Genomic DNA, 14616 nt, shown 5'->3' on the forward strand with positions numbered 1-14616 from the left:
CGGCTATTTAAGTTTTATTTTAAGCGATTAAAAAATCTTTAAAAAATATCAGACCTTGGGAAAGCCGTGCTTTTCGCCCCAGCCGAAGGGATCAAGTCTCCATTCAGCCAAGCTCTTTTTATTTTCTTCGCTTATATAGTTTTGCTTTACGGCCTCATCCAGCATAATATCGTAGTTTAAAATAGTAGCCGGAATACACGGAGGATTAAGTTCTGCAAAGGCTTTTTCGGCTTCTGCAAATCCGTAAGAAAAAATGGCAAAACAAAAGGGAACCTTTCCGTTTGCATTGCGCACAGCCTCAACGGCCTTTATGGAGCTTCCACCTGTCGAAATTAAATCTTCAACCACAAGGACACCGGCACCCTTATAATCGGGATCGGCTCCCAAGCCCTCAATTTGATTTTTTAAACCGTGATCTTTTCCGCCTGAGCGCACATAGGAAACGCTTTTTTGTAAGAGGTCGCCTAAGCTTACGGAATGAGGGATGCCTGCAGTAGCTGTTCCTGCAAGCCATTCGGGATCGAAGCCGACAGCTTTTAAGAGTTCTGCAAAGGCTTCGGCTATAGCGCGGCGCATTTCAGGCTTGGCCAAAAAGCGGCGGTTGTCGTTATAAATGGGCATCCTATAACCTGATGCCCAAGTAAAGGGGGCATTAGGAGAGAGCTTTAAGGCGCCAAGCTCAAAAGCGGTTTTGGCAAGAAGGGGCCCGTATTTTGTTTGAACCTCTTTGATTTTTTGTTCATCTTTGTGCATTAAATTTTCCTTTAAATGGTTTTATAGTATTCGTAGATGGCCTGCGTTCCTTTTTCGGCATAGCCTTCTTCATTCATCTTGTTAAAGAAATTTTGTGCAAGCTCTAAAACAGGAATGTGAAGTTTTAGCTCTTTTGCAACATTTAAGGTTATATTTAAATCCTTTAAAAAGTGCTTAATGTAAAAGCCGGGAGCAAAATCCTTTTGAAGCATCTTAGGCCCGTTGTTTAAAATCTGCCAGCTTCCGGCAGCTCCGCCTCCGATGGCCGAAAGCATTTTTTGGGGATCAAGGCCTGCGGCTTCCGCATAGCAGACGGCTTCGACCGCACCGAAAAGGTTTGCGGCAACGGCTATTTGGTTTGCCATCTTGGTGTGCTGCCCTGCGCCTGCACCGCCCTGCAATGCCCAAGTTTTTCCCATGCAGGCAAAAAAGGGATCAAGCTCTTTAAAGGCAGCTTCATCTCCTCCGGCCATAATCGAAAGGGTTCCGTTTTTAGCCCCTATGTCTCCGCCCGAAACGGGAGCATCTACCGAAAAACATTCTTTTTTCTTTGCCTCATCATAAATCTTTTTTGCCAAGATCGGGCTTGAAGTCGTCATATCTACAAAGATTGTTCCGGGCTTTGCAGTCTTTAATAAGCCCTTTTCTCCGAAATATGTTTGTTCAACATCTTGCGGATAGCCGACAATGGTAAAGATGATTTTACAGTTGGGAGCAAGACTTGCAGGGTCATCATACCAAAGAGCACCTTTTGAAAGAATCTCTTCGGCGGATTTTTTTGTACGCGTAAAAACGTGCATCTTAGCTCCGGCCGACCTTAATCTTTCGGCCATACTTTTTCCCATAACACCGAGGCCTATAAAGCCTACATCACAATTTTCTACTTTCATAATAAATTCCTTAATTTATAAAATCTATTTTTTCTTATAACAAATCCAATAAAAAGTTCCGACAAAAAAGGCTCCGCCTATTATGTTTCCGAGAGTAACGGGAATTAAATTGTTTACAAAAAAGGCAGTCCAATTTATATTTGCAAGAGCTTCGGCGGAAAGACCTGAGGCAGCCGCATAGGCCGGAACGCTTTTCGCTAAAATACCTGCAGGGATATAGTACATGTTTGCAACACTGTGTTCAAAACCCGAAGTTATAAAAAGCCAAATCGGAAAAAAAGCGGCAAGGAGCTTTCCCGTCATATCCTTAGCCCCGTAACAAAGCCAGACGGCAAGGCAGACTAACCAGTTACACATAATGCCTAAAAAAACAGCCTGTACAAACGAAAGAGAAACCTTCCCGTAAGCGATTTTTACCGTAATCCCGCCCAAAAGGCTTCCGCCGCTTGAAAGCTGTCCGCTTTTTACAATTAAAAAGGCAAGAAAAACAGAGCCGATAAAATTCCCAACATAAACTGCAAGCCAGTTTTTCAGCATTGCCGAAACTTTCACCTTTTTTTCTAAAACGCCGGCAATTATCAGGTTGTTTCCCGTAAAGAGCTCGGCCCCTGCAAGGAGGACAAGCATAAGCCCTACAGGAAAGATAAGGCCTGCAACAAATTTGCCAAGGCCGTAAGTTTCAGGCTTGGCAAAGAGCCCGAAGGCCGCCATATTAGAGCCTTCCGAAGCAAAGGCAATAAAAACACCTGCCAAAAAACCTAAGCAAATCAGCTTCCACACAGGGGTCGAAGCCTTTGCAATCCCTTTTTGCACCGTAACTTCCAAGATCTCGGCCGGATCACAATACATTTTTTCAGACATACACTCACCTCCAATAAGCCGATTATATCATAGAATAGGGTATTTTTCAATTATAAATACAAATTTTGATACCTTGACATCTTCTTTATAAAAGTATACAATCGGTTTAAATAACGGTTTCGGTCTTGGTGCCCCTTTTAGCTAAGGGGTGAAAAGGGAATCAGGTGAAAGTCCTGAGCAGTCCGGCTGACGTAAGTGAGAGAGTTGTTTTTCAAGCATGCCACTGGGATTATCCCGGGAAGGCGAAAATCAATTATGACCTCCGAGCCGTAAGACCTGCCAATGACTATGAGGGTAAAATACAAGTTTTGCCCGTGCTGTACTCTGCTTGGACTCATGAGTCGCAGCAAAATTTATCGTGTTAATCATATTTATTTCCTCTATTGCTCCTTGGGCTGTTAGTGAAGATTTTGTCAAGTTTTCTTCGTTTTGGCCTTGAGTACACCTGATTGATACCCTTGGGTGTACATTTTGAGGAACCCTAAATCCCTTTGCGGACCGAAATCGTTTTTCTTTTTTAAGCTGAAATTCCAATTTTTCCCCCTAAATAACTTTCACAAACAAGGCTTTTAATGTATAATTCCTAATAAACTTTTTAAGAGGAAATTTATGGCGAGTACATACGAAAAACTTTTAAGTACAATAACCGAAGCCGCAAATACGGTGGGTTTGGCAGAGGACGATTATATAACCCTTTTAAACCCCGAAAGAGAAATGCATGTTTCGATACCGGTAAAAATGGATAACGGAAAAATCAGGGTTTTTAACGGATACAGGGTTCAACATTCTACATTAAGAGGCCCTGCAAAGGGGGGAATAAGATTTCATCAAGATGTAAATATCGATGAGGTACGCTCCCTTGCAGCATGGATGACCTTTAAATGTGCCGTTGCCGACATTCCCTATGGCGGCGGAAAAGGAGGCATCTGTGTAGATCCTTCTCATCTTTCCGAAACGGAACTTGAAAAGCTGACAAGGGGCTACACAAGGAGGATTGCTTCTTTTATAGGGCCTAAGACGGATATACCTGCTCCGGATGTCGGAACAAATGCAAGAGTAATGGCCTGGATAGTCGATACCTACAGCAGCTATGCAGGGGATTTCACACCCGCAGTCGTTACAGGAAAACCTCTTCCTCTCGGAGGTTCTAAGGGAAGAGTAGAAGCCACAGGCCGGGGAGTTCTCTTTGCGGCAAGGGAAATTTTAAAAAAACTAAATAAAAACTTAAAAAGCCAAAGTGTAGTCATTCAAGGTCTTGGAAATGTAGGCGGCGTTACGGCAGATCTTTTTTATAAAGACGGAGCGAAGGTAATCGCAGTAAGCGATGTAAGCGGAGCCGTATATAACGAAAAGGGCTTAAACATCCGGCTTATAATGGAACATGTAAAAAAAGGACAGCTTCTTAAATCTTTTGAAGGCGATTTTAAAAGAATAAGCAATGAAGAACTATTGGAGCTTAAAACCGATATCTTGATTCCGGCTGCCCTCGAAAATCAAATTACCGAAAAAAATGCATCAAATATTAAGGCTTCCATAATAATCGAAGCCGCAAACGGCCCCGTAACTCCCGAAGCCGATAGGATTCTCGAAAAAAAGAATATTATAAGTGTGCCCGATGTTCTTGCCAATTCCGGAGGCGTCATAGTCTCATATTTTGAATGGGTACAAAACCTGCAAGGTTTTTATTGGACAGAAGAAGAGGTCAACAGGCGCCTCGAAGATAAGATGATTGAAGCCTTTAGACTGGTATGGGACGTAAAAGAGACCTATAAGGTAAGTATGAGAAAGGCTGCCTATATTAAGGCCTTAAAAGAGCTTGTAGAAACCCAAAAGGCCTTGAATATAATTTAAAGCTTGTCTATCAGCATTGAACACTTGCCTGACGGAATCGGTAGGGTCTTTTTCTTTTCGTTTAAGATGTTTATGGTAAAATAATAAAGCTTTTCGCTTTCCATGTGGATTTCCCAGCCCCTCTGACTCTTGGACGAAAGAATGGTGATCAGGTTCCGTTTAAGGCTTAAATTTTCTATGCCCATTACCTCAAGGTTAGGAACCGTCCAGTTTACCGTCTTACGCGGAAGGCTTATGGAAAGGCCGATAACGTTTTCTATCATTAAACTGATTGTAGAAAGACCTACGCTTACCAGATACTGCTTACGCGGAAAGGCCGGTTTTCCCTTCCACTGGGCAGGGCCTTCCTTGACGGGAGAATAGGCCTCCCATAAAAAGCCTTGTTTTTTTGAATTTCCTGCGGGAGATAGGGTTTCAAGCACATAGTAAAGGTGCCTTATAACGCACTCTCTTGCTATCTCCCAGCGGTTATACTTTTCCAAGCCCTTTACAACAACAAAATTCAAAATAGGGAAGACGCTGCCGCAGGCACCGTTTCCGTTTTCGTCATATTCAGGCTCATCGGCTGCAAGGCTTGGAAAGGGATGATCAACCCCGAAGGTTTTAGGATTGGATAGGTGCTCCACCAAAAGAGCAGCCTTATCCTCGTTGGGAATCTCGGCAAGCATGGGCCAAAAACCTGCAAGGGTCTTTTTCTTTATCTGATTACCCTCAGCATCAAGATCATAATAAAAACCGTCCTCTTCATTCCACATCATGGAGTTGATTCTGGTTTTTATGGTAAAATACATCCTCTTGTATTGAAAATCAATTTCCTTATCGTTTAGTATATCGCCCAAGGCAGACATATAAAGGGCATTTACGGCTAGGGCCGAATTAAAATCGGTTAAAAAAACGGAATCTTTTCGCGGCGTATTAGGCATATTGACTGTCTCAAGAGGACTTTTATAAAGGCCGTTATCCGACTTAAACATTTTTTCGATCCAGTCCATGTACTTGATCAAAACAGGCATAATATCCTTTACACGCTTCTTGTTTCCCGTCTTATGATAAATATTGTACTCAGCCCATGCAAATAAGGGCATACCCAGCCCTTCAGGATTATCCCTCTTTAAAACGGGTTCCTTTGTATCAAAATCATATCTATTGCGTATAGCTCCGTTTTCTTCCTGCCTGTCATAAAAAAAGTCAAGAGCAGAATTCGGTGTATAATTCTTATTTGAATAAACAAAGAAAAAAGAGGAAAATATAGTTTCATATTGATTTAAAAAATTACCGTCCGCTTCGGGATAAATAAAAAAACCCTCGGTACCTTGTTTACCATCGCCTGCTGAATGCCAAAAATCATGAACCAAAGCCCATGTTCTATCGTAAATGTCCACGAAATCTTGATCGTAAAAATGAACGCGCGGAAAATCTCTTTTATTCACCTTAACTCCTTATTTTTTTTGCAAGACACTATATAGTATACCATATTTTTACAAAAAAGGATAGTTTTTTAGCAATATTTATAAAAAAAGTTTTAAGCCGGAAAAAAGACTCCGCTTTTATTCATTATCGGCATCAGAGGTTTCTTCTTTTTCCTCGGCAGAGCCGGAATTTTCACTTGAGGCACCGGCTTCAGTCTTAGCTCCGTCTTCGGTACCCTCTTGGACAGAAGGTTGAACGGGTGCGGGTTCAGGAGGGCGGCCTAAAAAGAGAACTATATCTTCATCATCTTTTTTGTGCTTCATTTTTAACAAAAGAGTACGGGTTCTTTCATCATAAACATAGCCGGAGGAATTATAAATCTCAAATCTAGGGTCGGTTCTAAAATCGATTCCATGGATCTGTATCCTGTAAAAGGGGCGGATCCCCCTTATAATCAGGTAATGGGTATCTCCTGCCTTAGCCGAAATTCTAAAGCTGAATATTTTTGAATCGTTTTTAAGCACGTTTATCCCAAGGGCCGATGTCCAAGCCCAAATACCGGGTTCAGCCTTTAAAGCCAAAGACTCTTCATGGGGATAGCAGGGATTATCCTTAATGGCGGCCGGATATAGCTTTTCAGCATGGAGGATTAAGGCATCATTAGCCATAAGCCCCAACTTCTTTGCCTTATCGCCTTGAATATCAAAGGAGGCCGGTAAACTTGAAGAATTTCCTCCAAGGGAAAAGATAGAAGAATACAGGGCCTGCCCCACAGCCTTCCATGCTCCCTTATCGGGATACGAACTTCCATAACGGATTAAAACGGATGCTGTTTTCAAAGTTTTTTCGGTATCTATGGTCTTTTTATCTGAGGATATAAATATACCCTCGTCAATAGAAATTAAAGAATCTTTTAATACCGCTTCATATTTTTCGGAATCTTCAATAAAAAGATTTTGTTTATTAGGAAAATAAAGAGCATAATCCATTGCAGCTTCCAACAAGCCTGCGGCAAAAAAAGAGTTTAAGTCCTCCTGCTTTGCGTTAGAAGCTATCTTTTCCAAGGCAGGAATTAAATTTGTCCTTGAGTTGTTTATCAAAAACGGAATAATAGAGTCCCTGTCAAATACTGAAATTTCAGCCATTGCTATACTTGATTCAATGCCGGTTAACAGCTTTTTATGGTAAACTGCAAGGCTTTTATCGTTTTGCACAAGGTTATCATAAAAGGTACTTGATATATAGGTTCGCTTTTCTTTAGGCAAAAGAGAAGACGGAGCAGATACAAGAGCTCTTGCATATTCGCCCTTAAAGGCTTTTTCGGCTACATATGCCGTCAAAAGTTCTTCGTTATAATTTTTTGCCGAAATCACACTTACAAAATAATCCAAGGCCTTTTCTCTAAACAATTGCTTGTTTTTTTGGTATTCTTCGTCACTTGCAATAGGGATACGCCTGATAGAATCAAAGTCCAAAGTTTCAGATTGAATATAGGTTTCATAAAAGGCTGTTTTTTTTGAACTTGAAAGAATAAGATGGGGGAGTTCCGATGTATCATCGGAATTTCCAAAGCCGTAGCCGCCTCTAAAAATAAACCTGTCTTTTCCATATCTTAAAAAGATTTGATCATCCTGACGTTCAAGACGGGCTGATTGAGTCAATTTCCAAGGAAAATAAACGGTCTCTATTCCGGACGGCATTGAAACGGAAATTTTTACCGTCTCAACCGTTTCCGAGAGGTATGAGGTAAAATCTATCGAAATATCGTTAGAACAAATAACACTAAAGGAGTCTTCGGTTTTTTTGTACTTTAAAACCTTTAGGCTCATATCTTCGTTATTGCTCGTTTTTGCAGTAATGGGGGTTTGATCTGTAATGTAAAAATCCAACCCGTTCGAGACTATATGGAGAGGTAAAAGAGGAGTTCTGTTTCCGCTTTCATCAACCTCATCCCGGCCGGAAACGGTCATGGCACCTATTGTATAATAAAAAGTCTTCCCAATGGTAAACTGAATAACAAAAATGCCGAAAATAATTAGTATATACAATATGGTTAAGGCAATCATCCTACTTGATTTGTGTTTCATAATGTTATAGTTTATATAAAGTAAGGAATAATTGCAATACTTATAAGGAGTTATTATGAAAATAACCAAGCAAATTTTTGTCTATTTTAGTTTTTTGATCGCTTTCTTCCTCGTTTTTTCGTGTAAGACTACCGAAGAAGCTGTGAAAGAGCCTGTAATTGAAGAAGCAAAAAAAACCGAACCGGAAAAGGCCGAAATCAAAGAAATCAAGCCCATAGTAATAAAACCTGCAACAGCAGAACCCAAAAAAGTTCAGCCTAAAAAAACGGCAAAAAAAAGCAGCTCAAATCCTAGAGACGAATTTACCGATAAGCTTACAGCACTTTTAAAGGATAATGATCTTGACGGTATCTTAAAATTAATAGACGAATCGGATCCTGAACTGACCAAGGATTTTAAGATACAATATCTAAAACTATCAATCCTCATTTCGATGAGAAAAACAAAGGAAGCGGAAACTTTTGCAAATGAACTTTCCAAGGCCTATCCCAATAATACCGACATCCTTTATGCCCAAGTTATGATGGCTCAAGCTGAAAACAATCTGCAAAAAAAAGATCAATATTTGAAAAAAATATTGACCATAAATCCTAAAGATTCAAGAGCCCTAACCGAGCAGGGATTGGATTTTTACTCAGCTAAAAGATACAATGATGCGAGAAGAAAATTTATAGAAGCTTATAAGGCAGATCCTAAATGTACTGAAGCCCTCATAGGTCTAGGCCGCATAAACTATCTTGACGGAAAACTTGAACAGGCAGAATCAAATTTAACGGCAGCCTTGGAGCAGGAACCGAATAATAGTATAGCTCTTGCAGAACTTGCCCGCATAAAATCCGAAACAAATAGAATGTATCAGGCCCTGCAGGATATAAATAAGGCAGCAGAGCTTGAACCAAATAACCCGAGTCATTGGAATGATATAGGTTCCTACAATCTTACAATAGGCCGAAAAGAAGAAGCAAAAAAAGCTTATAGCAAGGTGATAGAACTGACCCCCGATTCCTATGTAGCCTATATCTACCGTGCCGGTATAAACGATGAGCTCGGATATAAGGACGAGGCTCTGGCTGATTACATAAAGGTATGCAATCTTTACCCGCCCTATTACTTTGCATTGGAAGGAGCCGGTATCTTATTTTGGGAAAAAGGAGATTGGCTAAATGCAGGTACGGCTTTTGTAAAAGCCTTAAACAAGTCTCCGGCCTCCTATCAATATGCTCTTTTATATGCAATAAGCCTTTATAAACAAAACAAAAAATTGGATGCCAAAAAATTTATGCAAAACTATCTAAAAACCATTAACCGTACCGAAAAAGAAAACGAGTATTTTTTGTGCCGTCTTTTTATAGATTTTGCAGGCGACAGTGAGTTACTAAATAGGGCTACGGCTGAAGAAGACCTTGTCAAAAAAGGAAGAATGTTTTTTTACCTTGGAGAATTTTACAATCTGACAAAAAAATATACCCTGGCAGAAAAGTGCTATGTTCAGGTAACTTCGATAGAAAATCCGGCCTTTTTTGAATACCGCTTTGCAAAAAAAGCTATGGATGGATTTAACTCAAGCACAGGGAAATAGGCTAAAAATGCTTAAAGAAGACAAGGCTCAAGTGAGAAAACTCATAAAGGAGTATTTTAAAAGCCCGGAAGGAAAGGCTCTCATACAAAAAACAGAAGCGCAGCAAAACAGCAAGGACTATTGTAAGGCCTTTTTAAATAAAATACCTCAATACGTCACAGCTAAAACCGTTTTTGCCTATCATCCCATAAGCGGGGAATTCCCTACATTGGAGCTTTTAAGGCAGGCAGCAGAGGACAAAAAGACTATTGCCCTGCCCCTCGTTTTTGATAAGGACTTGATATTTAAAAAAATGGAATTTGGGAACGGTAAGATAGAACCGGTTGAAATCGGAGCCTTCGGCATTATGGAGCCCTCCAAAGAAGCCTTAACCATTTTTCCTCAAAGCCAAGAGGAAAAAAACTATCCTTTGGAGCTGCCTCTTTTAATCTTGGTTCCCGGAAGGGCTTTTTCAAAAAAGGGAGAGCGGATGGGCAGAGGCGGAGGTTTTTATGACAGATTCTTTGAAAAACTCTTTAAAAGGGTACAAAAAGAAGATGTTTGCCTTGCCGGTCTTTGTTTTTCGGGACAGATTTTAGATAAGATCCCGATGGGAGAATTTGATTATCCCGTAGACCTTGTTTTAACCGAATCCGAAGTTTTTATAAAATAAAAACATAAAAAAATTGCTATTTTCTATTGACATTTTATAAGAAATAGTGTATTATCCAAAGACTTCCTAATTGGAAGCATTCCCCTGTAGCTCAGTAGGCAGAGCAAGTGGCTGTTAACCACTGGGTCCGTGGTTCGAACCCGCGCGGGGGAGCTATTTGAATGACGGCTGACCTTTTGAAGGTCAGCTGATTTTTTAAAGGTAGGTGCGATATGTCAAGAGTATGTGAAATTTGCGGAAAAGGCTCATTATCGGGAAACTCGGTAAGTAAGTCCAAAATTCACACAAAAAGAGTTTGGAAGCCCAATCTAGTGAATGTAAAAACAGAAATCGGCGGCAGAACTCTAACCATTAAAATGTGTTCTCGATGCTTAAAAAGCGATTACGTTACAAAAAAAGTTTAGTTTTTTCTTAATTTACTCCTTTTTATTTACATTTCGAGTTCGCTGAAAAGTGAACTCGATTTTTTTTGCCTAAAAAATTTCAAAAATGATAATTATCCCAAATTAATTATTCCAATATTTTTACTAGTTGTACAGGTAATCATCATACTCCTACTTATACCTGTCACTCAAAGAATAACTGTTATCGGCGAGCATCTTATTTTCTTCCCTAGCCCTCTTACATTCGGCTTCAATATCGGCATCAAACCAAAGGTAGCCGAACATGGGGTCGTATAGGTTGTCCTGATATTTCATATTGAGCCAAGCAGGAAAGCAGATCCACTTCCAGGCCATAACACGGATTGTGTTTTTGTAATAAGAAGGAACCATCAAGGCTGCCTCATCGGCAATCTTTTCGATTTGGCGGTTTACGGCCGCTTTTTCAAAATAAGTAAGGGAATCGTCATTATATTTTTCTAAAAGAGCATCCATTTCGGGGTTGGAATAAGAGAAAAAATTTTCAAAAACCTTTTTATCCGCATATGAAGAATGAAAAAGAGTATAATTATTCGGTATCTGAACCGATGAAAGAGCCCCCCACCAGGCTTGAAAATCGCGAGAAGCTATCTTTTCCGTCATACCGCCCGAATAGTATTTAAAATCCAGCCTTATACCGGCTTTTAAGGCCTGACTATATAAAAAGCCGAAGACCCACCTCTCAGCTTCATCCTTATAAAGAATAACAAAACTCAGCTCCTGTCCCTCATTATTTACCAAAATGCCCGAAGAATTTAAGGATGTATATCCGGCCTCTGCAAAGAGTTCCATGGCCTTTTTAGGATCAAAGGAAGGCTTTTTTATTTCGGTATTATTAAAAACGGCATCCCCCCAGGTCTGACCAGTTCCTAGGGTATGAAGGCGGGTTCTTTGCCCTTCAAAGGCAGTATAAATAAGCCCTTCCATATCCAGAGCATAATACAGTCCCCTTCTAATCCTTACATCATCAAGGGGCTTGGAGGCAGTATTAAAAAAAAGACCTGCCGGACCGTTTACGGGAACATAATAGCCCTTCCACAAATTTACAAAACCTTCCTGTACATTACTGCTGTCTTGAGCCCTTGCCCATTCTGCCGGATTATCCAAGTGAATAATATCGAAGAGACCAAGGGAGAATTTATTAAAGGCAGGCGATTTGCGTCCGACTATTATGCGGTAATAAATTTCGTCGAAGTTGGCTATGCCCTTAAAATGAGGATAGGCATGAGCCCACCAGTTTTCTACCTTAGAAAATTTAAGGCCGTGACTATAATCGTATTCCGTTAGAATATAGGGGCCCGTGGTAGGTTCAACGATGCGGTTATACTCGGCTATCCAATCATCGGGCACCTCGCCCTTATAAAAATGTTTGGCAATGGGTTTAAAATTGCTGCGGTCAATAAGTTCATATTCAGTGTAGGATTGGTCGCCTAAATATTGAACAGCAATACAAAAATCGTTTATTTTCTTTACAAAAAGATTGTTATAATAATAATTTTTAATAGGGTCGAATATTTTTTTCGACTGTAAAAATTTTAAGGCAAATATCCAGTCATCTGCCGTACATGGAACGCCGTCAGACCAGTACATTTTTTCATTAAGCTTATAGTAGACGGTCTTATTTTCCATATCGACGGCCCAATGGGTTGCCGAACAGGGCATAAAATCGAAATTTTCTAAAGAAACCCATAAAAGAGGCATCTGGGTATTAAACATCTTAACCGAATTCTCATCGGCACTAGGCCCTAGGTATCTAAAGGTATTAGGAATATCGTTTAAGTAACCGTAAAACCGGCCGCCTTTTTTTAAGGCCTTGGAAGAATAATCTTTAGGAAAGGAGGTATACCATTTAAGGGATTTATCGAGACCTGAAACGGCAAAATTTTCTACAAGAACGGGGGGGCAAGAAAAATCCGGAGGATTTTTACTTTCCTCGGCTATAATTGCCTCATAGGCATCGCAGGCCGGCTGCTCCAAATATCCTGAAGGAGGAAGGATTTCGTTACATGAAAAAAACAAAAAAACCGTCAAAAAAAAAGCTGTTTTTAGCAGTGATTTAAAATATTTATTATAAGCCATTTTTATCTACCTAAAAAAATACAGGTGTCGGTACACCGGCACCTGTTTTAAGCGAACAAAGCACTCAAGCAAAAAAAATTATTAAACGAGATGGCAAGCACACATGTGTCCGCCGCCGATATCCTTAAGAACAGGCTTTTCCACAGAGCACTTATCAATCTTCTTTGTACAGTTTAGATGGAAGGGACAGCCCGGAGGCAGGTTAATCGGTGAAGGGATTTCACCTGTAAAGGGAATTCGCCTTTGTCTCTTTGACGGATCCGTATCCGGTATGGCCGCTATAAGGGCCTGAGTATAAGGATGAACAGGTTCCGAGTATATTGCAGAAGAGGTAGCAAGTTCCATAATAGAACCCAAATACATAACTGCAATTCTGTCGGACATGTGCCTAACAACGTTTAAGCCGTGAGAAATAAAGATAACCGTCAGCTTTCTTGTTTCCTGCATATCGAGAAGCAGGTTTAAAACCTGAGACTGAACGGAAACGTCCAAGGCGCTTACAGGTTCATCGCAAACTACAATTTTGGGGTCTACAGCCAAGGCGCGGGCAATAGCTATTCTCTGCCTTTGTCCGCCTGAAAATTCGTGCGGATATCTATAGTATGCATCTTCAGGAAGACCTACGTCCTTTAAAAGCTGCAAAACTTTTGCTTTGCGCTCATCTGCAGTCATCTTTGTCTGTATAATTAGAGGTTCTTCGATTACGTAGCCTACATTCATACGGGAATTCATAGACTCTGCAGGATCTTGGAATATCATCTGAACATCGCTTCGTACGTCTTTTAATTTTTTTTCTTTAAGGTAGGTAATATCTCTGCCTCTATATTTTATTACGCCGGAGGTAGGCTTATAAAGACGCATCATAGCTCGGCAAAGGGTACTTTTACCGCAGCCGGTCTCGCCTACCAAACCGAGAGTTTCGCCCTCATAAACCGAAAGGGTTACACCGTTTAAGGCATGAACTACAGCCTTGCTGTACCTGCCTTGCGAAAACTCTTGTACTAAATTTTCAACTTCAAAAATAGGTTCTTTGCTCATTATATTTCCCTCGCTCTAAAACATCGGATTACATGATCCTGTTCAAATTCTTCAAGCTCCGGATTATTGGCTCGGCAATAATCGGTAGCATAACTGCAGCGCTCTGCAAAACGGCAAGTAGCGGGATATGCACGAGGAGCCGGAACGCTTCCTTCAATGTAGGGAAGGCGTGTCTTAGGCTTTGAATCCAGCTTAGGCATTGAAGCAATTAAGCCCCTTGTATAAGGATGCCTCGGATTTTTAAATATGGTCTCTACAGGCCCTGTTTCAACAATTTGACCTGCATACATAACGGCAACATGGTCGCTAACTTCGGCAACAACACCCATATCGTGGGTAATATAAATAACACCCATATTGGTTTTGCGCTGTAATTCCTTGATTAGGGCCAAAATTTGAGCTTGAACGGTTACGTCCAAGGCGGTTGTCGGCTCATCTGCTATAAGAAGTTTAGGATGACCTGCCAGAGCCATGGCGATCATAACTCTCTGTCTCATTCCTCCCGACAGCTGGAAAGGATAGTTATTAAGGCGCTGTTCGGCAGAAGGAATTTCAACATCCTTTAAATATTTAAGAATATGAGCCGGCATTTCTTCTTTTTTAATATCCGGTCTATGAAGTTCCAAAACTTCGCCGACCTGCTTTTTTACCATGTGAACGGGATTTAAAGCCGTCATAGGTTCTTGGAATATCATAGCAATTGAAGAACCCCGAATCTGATACATTTCTTCGATAGGCAAATCAAGCAAATTACGCCCTTCAAATAATATCTTACCCTTCCTTATTTCACCGTAAGGATGCGGCAAAATTCTCATTATAGAAGATGCAGTAACACTCTTACCGCAGCCGGACTCTCCAACCAAGGAAATAGTCTGCCCTGCTTTTATACTAAAATTTATCCTATCCAAAACCTCAACATATCCGGCATCTGTAACAAAACCGGCAGAAAGGTCTTCAACTCTAAGAAGCTCATCACTCATATAATTTCTCCAAAGTT

12 protein-coding genes, 1 tRNA gene and 1 riboswitch are annotated in these 14616 nt (G+C 40.6%); of the genes, 5 read left to right on the forward strand and 8 right to left on the reverse strand.

The features are described from left to right. Positions 1–48: 48 nt before the first annotated feature. The 3 genes from E4O07_RS08470 to E4O07_RS08480 are packed head-to-tail and all read right to left on the reverse strand — an operon-like array spanning position 49 to position 2504. Positions 49–753 carry an orotate phosphoribosyltransferase gene (locus E4O07_RS08470; RefSeq protein WP_253685018.1) on the reverse strand — a complete coding sequence of 235 codons (705 nt, stop codon included), beginning with the start codon at positions 751–753 and terminating at the stop codon, positions 49–51. A gap of 11 nt (positions 754–764) precedes the next feature. After that, positions 765–1643, reverse strand: coding sequence for an NAD(P)-dependent oxidoreductase (locus E4O07_RS08475; RefSeq protein ID WP_253685019.1), 879 nt, complete (start codon positions 1641–1643; stop codon positions 765–767). Between the two features lie 24 nt (positions 1644–1667). Beyond that, positions 1668–2504 carry a formate/nitrite transporter family protein gene (locus E4O07_RS08480; protein ID WP_253685020.1) on the reverse strand — a complete coding sequence of 279 codons (837 nt, stop codon included), beginning with the start codon at positions 2502–2504 and terminating at the stop codon, positions 1668–1670. A gap of 109 nt (positions 2505–2613) precedes the next feature. After that, positions 2614–2803: riboswitch (cobalamin riboswitch) on the forward strand. Positions 2804–3113: 310 nt separating this feature from the next. On the opposite strand from E4O07_RS08480, the gene E4O07_RS08485 reads away from it, so the two are divergent. Further along, positions 3114–4355 (forward strand): Glu/Leu/Phe/Val family dehydrogenase, encoded by a 1242-nt coding sequence (locus E4O07_RS08485; protein WP_253685021.1) that lies wholly within the window; start codon positions 3114–3116, stop codon positions 4353–4355. On the opposite strand, the gene E4O07_RS08490 is transcribed toward E4O07_RS08485, so the two are convergent. After that, entirely contained in the window at positions 4352–5785 is a 1434-nt protein-coding gene (locus E4O07_RS08490) for an MGH1-like glycoside hydrolase domain-containing protein (protein WP_253685022.1), read from the reverse strand. The two genes, E4O07_RS08485 and E4O07_RS08490, sit on opposite strands and share 4 nt — an antisense overlap. 117 nt (positions 5786–5902) lie before the next feature. Then, on the reverse strand, positions 5903–7852 hold the full coding sequence (locus tag E4O07_RS08495; RefSeq protein ID WP_253685023.1) for a hypothetical protein: 1950 nt from the start codon (positions 7850–7852) through the stop codon (positions 5903–5905). A 55-nt stretch (positions 7853–7907) separates the two neighbouring features. On the opposite strand from E4O07_RS08495, the gene E4O07_RS08500 reads away from it, so the two are divergent. The 4 genes from E4O07_RS08500 to rpmB all read left to right on the forward strand — a co-directional run bounded on the left by E4O07_RS08500 (position 7908) and on the right by rpmB (position 10487). Beyond that, positions 7908–9431, forward strand: coding sequence for a tetratricopeptide repeat protein (locus E4O07_RS08500; RefSeq protein ID WP_253685024.1), 1524 nt, complete (start codon positions 7908–7910; stop codon positions 9429–9431). Between the two features lie 7 nt (positions 9432–9438). After that, positions 9439–10083 (forward strand): 5-formyltetrahydrofolate cyclo-ligase, encoded by a 645-nt coding sequence (locus E4O07_RS08505; protein ID WP_253688131.1) that lies wholly within the window; start codon positions 9439–9441, stop codon positions 10081–10083. 80 nt (positions 10084–10163) lie between these two features. Further along, positions 10164–10236: transfer RNA gene (locus E4O07_RS08510), tRNA-Asn, on the forward strand. A 59-nt stretch (positions 10237–10295) separates the two neighbouring features. Next, entirely contained in the window at positions 10296–10487 is a 192-nt protein-coding gene (gene rpmB / locus E4O07_RS08515) for a 50S ribosomal protein L28 (RefSeq protein ID WP_002670427.1), read from the forward strand. Positions 10488–10637: 150 nt separating this feature from the next. Here the strand turns inward: rpmB and E4O07_RS08520 are convergent, their stop codons facing one another. The 3 genes from E4O07_RS08520 to E4O07_RS08530 all read right to left on the reverse strand — a co-directional run bounded on the left by E4O07_RS08520 (position 10638) and on the right by E4O07_RS08530 (position 14599). Next, positions 10638–12581, reverse strand: coding sequence for an ABC transporter substrate-binding protein (locus tag E4O07_RS08520; protein ID WP_253685025.1), 1944 nt, complete (start codon positions 12579–12581; stop codon positions 10638–10640). Positions 12582–12662: 81 nt separating this feature from the next. Continuing rightward, positions 12663–13619: an ABC transporter ATP-binding protein gene (locus E4O07_RS08525; protein ID WP_253685026.1), complete on the reverse strand. Its 957-nt coding sequence runs from the start codon at positions 13617–13619 to the stop codon at positions 12663–12665. Beyond that, complete coding sequence (locus E4O07_RS08530) at positions 13619–14599, reverse strand: ABC transporter ATP-binding protein (protein WP_253685027.1); 981 nt, start codon at positions 14597–14599, stop codon at positions 13619–13621. Before E4O07_RS08530 ends, E4O07_RS08525 begins: the two co-directional genes overlap by 1 nt. Positions 14600–14616 lie beyond the last annotated feature (17 nt).

Source organism: Treponema sp. OMZ 798 (assembly GCF_024181385.1).
Lineage (GTDB): Bacteria > Spirochaetota > Spirochaetia > Treponematales > Treponemataceae > Treponema_B.